Source organism: Mesorhizobium sp. M0768 (genome assembly GCF_040320195.1).
Lineage (GTDB): Bacteria > Pseudomonadota > Alphaproteobacteria > Rhizobiales > Rhizobiaceae > Mesorhizobium.
On sequence record NZ_JAMYPD010000069.1, the window covers coordinates 1 to 8,641 of the forward strand.

At 62.9% G+C, this 8,641-nt stretch carries 4 protein-coding genes; all 4 read right to left on the minus strand.

What is annotated here, in order from left to right:
• Nucleotides 1–235: 235 nt before the first annotated feature.
• Nucleotides 236–2,866, minus strand: coding sequence for a WD40 repeat domain-containing protein (locus NKI08_RS34075; RefSeq protein WP_352775830.1), 2,631 nt, complete (start codon nt 2,864–2,866; stop codon nt 236–238).
• 24 nt (nt 2,867–2,890) lie between these two features.
• A complete protein-coding gene (locus NKI08_RS34080) occupies nt 2,891–4,786 on the minus strand; it encodes an adenylate/guanylate cyclase domain-containing protein (protein ID WP_352775824.1) in 1,896 nt (631 codons plus the stop codon).
• A gap of 403 nt (nt 4,787–5,189) precedes the next feature.
• On the minus strand, nt 5,190–6,293 hold the full coding sequence (locus NKI08_RS34085) for a calcium:cation antiporter (protein WP_352472676.1): 1,104 nt from the start codon (nt 6,291–6,293) through the stop codon (nt 5,190–5,192).
• Nucleotides 6,294–6,378: 85 nt separating this feature from the next.
• The gene (locus NKI08_RS34090) at nt 6,379–8,145 is read right to left on the minus strand and encodes an AMP-binding protein (protein WP_352775827.1); all 1,767 of its coding nucleotides are present in this window, start codon (nt 8,143–8,145) and stop codon (nt 6,379–6,381) included.
• Nucleotides 8,146–8,641: the final 496 nt, after the last annotated feature.

Genomic DNA, 8,641 nt, shown 5'->3' on the forward strand with positions numbered 1-8,641 from the left:
CCCGAAACACAAATCCCCATAGCTCACCGCCTGCGGCCCGCGGGTTCCTGCATCAGAGACTTTCGTACGCCTGACGGCACCCGAAACCCTTCAGCAATGTCGGTCATTCAGCCGGCCCCTGCCTTCCTTCAGAAGCGGACTTCCCTGGTGTCAACACGACGGGCGAGGTTGCGCCAGCTTCGGACCCTCTGGATTCGTTTCATCTCGCTGCTGACACGACTGCTGCAACGCCAGCTTAGCTAGGGCAGTCCTCGGCATCATCTGCCACGGGCAGGAAGAAGCGCTTACGCTCGCAAGAAGTGAGTTTTCGGTGCACGACGTCTTGAGCATAGGCGATGAGGTCCTCTGGCGACGTGAAGACGCGGATCAACTGCACGCTATCTCCGCCTGAGACAGCTGCGACCTGTGTGCCATCCGAATTGAATGCGGCCCGCGTGACCGCCGGGACGATCGTGCTGGTGTCATGCTGGCCAACAAGGAGCGCGAGTTGCTGACCCGTGTCGGCAGACCACAGCCTGACAGACCGCTCACGGTAGGACGACGTCACCGCATATTGTCCGTTGGGACTCAATGCGACGTTGTCGATGCTGGCACTGCCCCCCGTGAGGACAGACCTTTCCTTCCCGTCCTTGACGCTCCAGATGCGAACGGTTCCATCTCGTGAGGCAGTTGCCAGCGACCTGCCATCGTTGCTGAAGGCAACATTTGTCACCGGCCCGCCGTGTCCCTCCAACGTGGCGGCAGCTTCCCCTTCCGCGACTGACCAGATTTGCGTCGTTCCGTCAGAAGAACCAATGGCGACCAATCGGCTGTCGGGACTGAAAGCCGCTGCGCTGATGCGGTTCTCGTGTCCTGGAACACCTGTGATCTCAGTGCCGTCCATCTTCCAAAGCCGCGCTGTATTGTCGTTCAACGTCGCAAGGACCAGCTTGCCATCCGGGCTGAACAAGGCATCCTGCAAATCCGCTGTGGTTTGAAATACTGTCTTGGCAGCGCCGGTCGAGGCGTCCCAGAGCCGCACAGTTCCATCGACCGAAGCGGATGCCAGGAACGAGCCATCGGAACTGAATTGGACCTGGACGACCTTGGGATCATGACCTTCCAGCGCTGCCGCTTCGCGACCGCCTTTGGCCTCCCACAGCCGAACCACGCCGTCGTTGGACGTCGTGGCAAGACGATGCCCATCAGGGCTGAATACCGCAAGCTTAAGCAAGCCTTCCGTGCCGGGCGCGAGCGTCGCAACCAAATTGCCACTTGCAACATCCCAGACATGCCCCACGACACCGCTTCCCGTCACGACGCGCGCCCCGTCAGCACTGAATACTGCGAACCTGCGCGCGGTTTCGTGACGCAACGTGGTCGTTAGCACACCGTCGACGTCCCAGATGCGCGCGGTTCCGTCGTGCGACACCGTGAGAAGGCGACGGCCATCGGGGCTGAAGGCGACCTCCTCGATCAGCGCACTATGCCCGTGGAGGATCGAGACCTGCGAGCCGCTCTTGACGTCCCAGATACGGGAAACGCCGTTCACCGACGCGGTGGCGAAAAGTTCGCCGTCAGGGCTGAACGCGCCGTTGACGTCGAGATATTGATAGGAGATTCCGGCATTGAGCGCGCTTGCCCTGGTTTCTTGGCCGAATATGCGGATCAACTCACCTGTCCTTGTATTCCAAAGACGGGCGGATCCGTCGATGGCAACGACTGCCACAAGGCGGCCATCGTGACTGAAGGTCCCTTGATGGCCAGCACTCGGTGATCCGGGGAGAGCGGCAAGTCCCGACAGATCCGCCAGACTCCAAAGACGAGACGTGCCAGTCCAGGCGACGGTCAGGAGTTGGGTCCCGTTCGGACTAAACTCGATGCCAGTAACATTGTCTCCGCGAACCGGAATCGTGCCGATCGGAGTGCCGTCGTTCGCATTCCAAATTTGAACGTCTCCGTGGAACTGGACGGAAGCAAGCATTTGACCGTCGGGACTCACCGCAAGAACGGTAGATTGCCAACTGGCTCCCGGCAATCTGGCAATCTCGGTGCCGTCCCGAGCGTTCCAGATCGTCGGCGCGGCAAACTCCGAAGCAGTAAAGATCCGCGTTCCGTCGCGGCTGAAAATCGCGGCGTGGACGTCACCGGTCTGATTGAGGACGTAGAGCTGCTTGCCGGTCGCCGCATCCCAGACCCTTGCAGTGCCGTCGACCGAGCCAGTGAGGACTTGTCTTCCGTCCGGGCTGAACACTGCCAACTTTAGCACGCCTTTATGGCCCTTGAGGATGGCAAGCGCCTTTCCGTCGGCGGTGTTCCAAACTCGCGCGGTCTGATCGAAGGAAGATGTAACGACGCGGTCTCCTTCCGGACTGAAAGCGCCGTGGGTGACGGCATCTTCATGGCGAAGGACGGCGAGTTCCTGATACCCGGACAGAGCTCTGAACAGGGCGGCTTCGGCCTCGGTCACATAGGGCCGTTCGGTCGTTTCTCCCTTCTTGGGAAGGGCCTCCAGCGCCAGAAGGATGGCAAGCTCGCTGTCCCCGGCGGACGACAGTTGCAGCGAGATCGACGAGAGCGACCGTGACTGGTTGCGCAGCGCGAGGTCTCTCGCCGCTATTGCGTCCTGGGCATTCTCGTCGGCGCGCTCTGCCTGAAGGCTGGCCTCGTGTTGTCCCCAGAATCCGGCGATCGCGCCGGCGCCTGCCACGACCGCCAATGCAAAGGCGACAATAGCGGCGTAACGCGTGCGGCGCGCAAGCCGTGTCGCCGCTTCCGCCACCAGGCTGCGGCGTTCCGCTTCGCGCTCAAGGCGCTCCCGTTTGGTCGCCTCTTCGGCCTCTATGCGCGCACGATCGGCCTGTCGCTCCCTTTCCGCGACCGCCATCTGAGCCAACAATGATGCTTCTACTTACTGAGCTACTTGATCGTCGACGTCCTCTCGCCGCGACACTAGCAATTCCTCGCCCTCGGCAAGTCGTATGCCGGCGGGCAGAAGCAGGTCGGGATTCCTGTTGTCGGCATGCCAGCGGCCGGCATCGGTTCGCAGCCGGGCACGCGTCTCCAGAAAACTTCGATCAGCGTTGACGATGTCGCGCGCGCGGGGCCAACGGCTCAAAAGCGCCTCGTGGGCGACGCGGACGACTGCCTGCCCTTCAAGGTTCTCGTCGGAAACGAGAAACCGAGCCGCGATCAACGCGTCGAGAAGTGCAGCTTGTGCGGGCGTTCGCGCCATGTTGTCGCGGACCGCCGGGGCCGCGGCGACTGAATTGTCGCCGAGACGAACCGTCGTCAGCGCGCGAAGGACGGTTGGCAGCGCATCCTGAACCGTGGGCGACAACGCCTCGACCACTTCGTCGGCCCGGCGCGCGATCGCGCCCTCGAGGCCTCCAAGCGCACGATAGGCTGCGAAGGTAAGCAGGCGTTCTGCTCGGCCGGCTTGGTAAAGTGCTTCGAGCACGAACTCGAGCAGTGGTAGGGAACCGGGGTCGGCCGCTGTCGCCTCCTGAAGCACGTCCTCCAGTCGGCCGCGGTCTTTCGTTTCCTCAAAGCGCAGGCCCGCCGCGCTTGCGGGTTCACGGATGATCTTCGAAATCTCGGCCCCGGTCGGAGGCAAGAGTTCGTAGCTGCTCAGGCCATCCTTCAATGCCGAGAAACCCGGGACCTCGCCGCACCGATGGAAGAAGTCGCCGCGAATCGTCGCGATCACCCATACAAGTCCGCTAGTGGCGAACGCTGAAAGCAATCGCACGAACAAAGCGCGCGAGGCTGGTTCCGTTTCGGTTGTGAAGAGTTCCTCCATCTGATCGACGGCTAGGACCAGACGCGCCTTACCCGGGCCGCCACTGGAGGGGGTCGAGGCGAGCGCCGAGCGGACAAAAGCCAGCGCCCGATCGGGATTGTTCCGAAACGTCGCCGCCAACTCGGTCGCCGTCCCGTTTTCGGCAAGTTCGGGCAAGGCTTCGGCGCGGAGCAACGCCGCTGACAGAGACGTGATCGCGTCAGGTCCCTCGGACGGACGCATGACGCAACGCCGCCAGAGCAAGATGCCCGGCACCGCGCCACGTTGCGTGACGGCCGGAATCGGCCCGGCGCGCACGAGCGAGGACTTGCCGGAGCCGCTCATCCCGTAGATGAGCAGGAAGCACTTGCCCGCGACCGCGAGCTGCTCCAGTCGCTCAGTGCAGATAGCGATCGCACGGCTCCGCCCGAAGAAGAGATCGGCGTGCTCGAAATCGAAACTGTCGAGGCCGCGAAACGGCGAGCTAGTTGGTTCCTCAGACGTGACGGGCACGCGAAAAGCCCGAACCGGCCGCGCAATGTTCTTTAGGCGCTGCTCACCCAGGTCAACGAAATCTGCTGCAAGACGGTCGCGAACTTGCATCTGGATAGCGTCAGAGACGCAGATGCCGCCCGGAAGCGCCAGCCCCTCAAGGCGGGCGGCGACATTCACACCGTCACCCATGAGATTGTCGCCATCAACCACCACGTCGCCGAGGTTGACTCCAATCCGGAATCGCATGCGCCCTGGCCCAGGCAAGTCGGCGTTGAGCCGATCGATCGCCAACTGGATGTCGATAGCGCACCGAACCGCACCTATCGCGCTGGCGAATTCTGCGATGACGCTGTCGCCTGCGCTTCCGAAGATGCGTCCATCGTAGCCGGCAATTAGCTTGTCGATCGCTTGTCGATGGACCTTCAGGGTAGCAAGGGTCGTCTCTTCATCTTTGCCGACAAGTCGGCTGAACCCCACCACGTCGGCAGCGAGGATGGCAGCTACTTTCCGCTGAACGCGATCGACGGGCATCCCCGCTCCTGCGGCACATCGTTTATCATCCTACCCTAACAGCTTTCGAACCCGAAAGGGCGCTTGATCGGCCGCATCGCCCCGCTTCGGTGGAAACGGACAGTCTGAGGAATGTCGCCTTGGGTCAGTTCACGACCTCCATCCAGCGGGTTGAATGTCTGCAATCTTCGTTGCGAAGCCAGAAGCTGCCAATCCGCTCGCGGCCCCTATCGAGACGTTCAAGGCCTTGGTGCTAAGCGTCCGCCCATGGCGCAAAGGAGAAAAATTGGCGCCCACCCCTCACGCCGTCTTTGCCGAACTTGTGCGGCTTGCCTACTTCGGAACTCGGTGCGGAAAACGTGTGGCTGCTCGGCCGAGAAACAGTCGTCAGAATCTGCCTGCCCCCTTGCTCGCCCCCCAACCCTCACGGCACAAATATCAAAAACACCCAGGTAAAAAATACCACGAGGTGCACCAAGCCGGTCAGGAACGTCGTCCTCTCCGTGCCGAAGCTCACATTGCAGATGAAAAGCGCCAGGACCAAAAGCACCGTGTCGGTCGCCGGCAGGCCCAGGGTCAGGCCTCTTCCGGTCAGCAGGCTGGCGGCGGCTATGCCGGGTATTGTCAAACCGATCGTCGCGCAGGCCGAGCCCATGGCGACGTTCAGGCCGCGCTGCAGCTCGTTGCTGAGCGCGGCACGAACCGCCGAAATGGCCTCCGGCATCAAGACCAGCGCGGCGATCATTGCGCCGACAATGGCATCGGCCTGCGGCACCTGGTAGGCGACGAGCGCGTCCTCGACGCTGGCGGCGACCTGTTCGGCGAGCATGACGATGCCGATCAGCCCGATCAGCAGGAGAACGGCGCCGGCGGCGACGCTTTCGTGAGCGTCGGCTCGCACCGCGGCGCCATGTGCTTGCCCGTCGATGAAATCGTCGCGGTGGCGGACAGTCTGCGCGAACAGAAAACCGGCATAAAGCAGCACCGAAAGCACGCTGACGAAGCCGAGTTGCGCCGCCGAGAACGTGCCGGGATCGGTGGTTCGCGTGTAGGTCGGCAGAATGAGCGTCATGACGCTCAGCGCGACCAGTACCGCCAGATAGGCGCTGGTTCCTTGGCGGACGATTGCCTGCTTGCGATGGCGCCAGCCGCCAAACGTCAGGCACATGCCGACGACGCCGGTGGACGTGATCATCACCGTCGAGAACACGGATTCGCGTGCAAGCGTCGGGTTGTTGGCGCCGTGCAGCATGATGGAAACGATGATCGACACTTCGATTGCCGTCACGGCGATGGTCAGCACCAACGTGCCGTACGGCTCGCCCACCCGCCGGGCCACCGCCTCGGCGTGGTCGAGCACCACGAAAATGGTGGTGAACATGATCGCGCTCGACAGCGCGCCGATAAATATCCTGGTGCCCAGCGACCCTTCGTCGACCGACACCCCGCTGGCCCTGACCGCGACAGCCATCGCCAGCGCGGCCAACGGCATGCCGTAGGAAACCGCCGATCTTGCGAAACCACTCATTCCAAGCCCCTTCCGCAAGCCCCTTTTGCAAGCCTCTTCTGGGCAAGCCTCGTCTGCGAACCCTGCGAAAGCCCGAAGCGCGCCCTCAAGCCGTCTTCTGCGTCACCAGTCCCAGTTCGTCGACCATCGCCTGGCGCATCAGGAATTTCTGCGGCTTGCCGGTCACCGTCATCGGCAATTCGGTGCGGAAGCGGATGTAGCGCGGTATCTTGAAATGGGCGATCTGGCCGGCGCAGAAGGCCTTGATCTCCTGCTCGGTGGTGATCTGGCCGGGCTTCAGCACGATCCAGGCGCACAGCTCCTCGCCGTATTTCGGGTCGGGAATGCCGAACACCTGCACCTCCTTGACCTTCGGGTGGCGATAGAGAAACTCCTCGACCTCGCGTGGATAGACGTTCTCGCCGCCGCGGATGACCATGTCCTTGACCCGGCCGACGATGTTGCAATAGCCCTCGGCATCGATGGTGGCGAGGTCGCCGGTGTGCATCCAGCCGTCGGCGTCGATGGCCTCGCGGGTCTTCTGCTCGTCGTCCCAATAGCCCTTCATCACGGAATAGCCGCGCGTGCACAGCTCGCCCGGCGCGCCGACCGCGACGGTGGCGCCTTCGGCGTCGATGGCCTTGACCTCGACATGCGGATGGACGCGGCCGACGGTCGAGACGCGCTTTTCCAGGGGATCGTCGACGCTGCTCTGGAACGACACCGGGCTGGTCTCGGTCATGCCGTAGGCGATGGTCACCTCAGCCATATGCATCAGCGACACCACCTTCTTCATCACCTCGATCGGGCATGGCGAGCCGGCCATGATGCCGGTGCGCAGGCTGGTGAGATCGAAGGAGGCGAACTCCGGATGGTCGAGCAGGCCGACGAACATGGTCGGCACGCCGTAGAGCGCGGTGCAGCGTTCCGTTGCCACCGCCCTCAGCGTGGCGCCGGCATCGAACCCCTCGCTGGGGAAAACCATGGTCGCGCCCTTGGTGACGCAGCCCATCGTGCCCATCGACATGCCGAAGCAATGATAGAGCGGCACCGGGATGCACAGCAGGTCGTCGACGGTGAGCCGGATTGCCGCGGTGACGAAATTGCCGTTGTTGACGATGTTGTTGTGGGTCAGCGTCGCGCCCTTGGGCGCGCCGGTCGTGCCGCTGGTGAACTGGATATTGATGGCGTCGTCCGGTTTCAGCCCCGCTGAAATCCGGTCGAGCCGGTCATGCTCGTCGCGGCCGGCCATCGCCAGCACGTCGGCGAAATTGAACATGCCCGGCGAATTGTCCTCGTCCATGCGGATGACGGTCTTCAGCGCCGGCAGTCTGTTGGCGTCGAGCTTGCCGGGGGTGGCCTTGGCGATCTCCGGCGCCAGCGTTTCGATCATGCCGAGATAGTCGGAACTCTTGAATGTGGCGGCGGTGACGAGCGCTCGGCAAGCGACCTTGTTCAAGGCATATTCCAGCTCGACCAGCCGGTAGGCCGGGTTGATGTTGACCAGGACCAGGCCGATGCGGGCGGTGGCGAATTGCGTCACCAGCCATTCCCAGCGGTTCGGCGACCAGATGCCGACGCGGTCGCCTTTCTCGAGGCCGAGCGCCAGGAAGCCGGCGGCGAGCGCATCGACCGTGTCGGACAGTTCGTCCCAGGTAAAGCGCTTATGCTGCTCGACGAAGACGGCGGCATCGAGCGTGCCATATTTGCCGACCGTATCGGCAAACAGCGCCGGGATGGTCAGGTTGAGCAGCGGCACGCTGCGCTCGCCCGAGACATGCGCCGTGCCGTCGACCGGCGCAATGAACGAACCGCCATCGCGCTTGGAGCGCAGGTTGGTTGCATTCTTCAACTCGTCGAGATTGATCGGCATCGCCGTGTCCTCCGCAGACAGGCCGAGCCTATCAGCCCGGCAGGGTGGTGGAAATCCCGTCCATGGTGGGGCTGGGTGGGAACTCGCCTGTAAGGGCCGAAAATAAAAAACCCGCCTCGGCGGGCGGGTCTTCGGGGCCAATTGACACCATAGCGAGATTAGTAGCATAGCTGCCGGCACAAAGCAAGAACAAAATTGCTGTACGTCAAGAAAATCGCGTCAGGTTGGCACTGCGGCCAAGCTGCCAATCTCCCTCCTTGAGGGGGAGATGGCCGGCAGGCCAGAGGGGGTCGCCGCGCGCGGAGCTCCAGCCTGTTCTGTCGGTTAGGAGAGTCGCGTCAAGACGTACCGACCCCCTCTGTCGCCTTCGGCGACATCTCCCCCTCAAGGGGGTGTTTGGACCGGAGACATCGCGAACAGGTGTGCGAGGACATCGCGAACAGTTTGGCGCGCTTTGCGCCGGGAGGTTCGGGATGCCATTCGAGGACACGAGCGC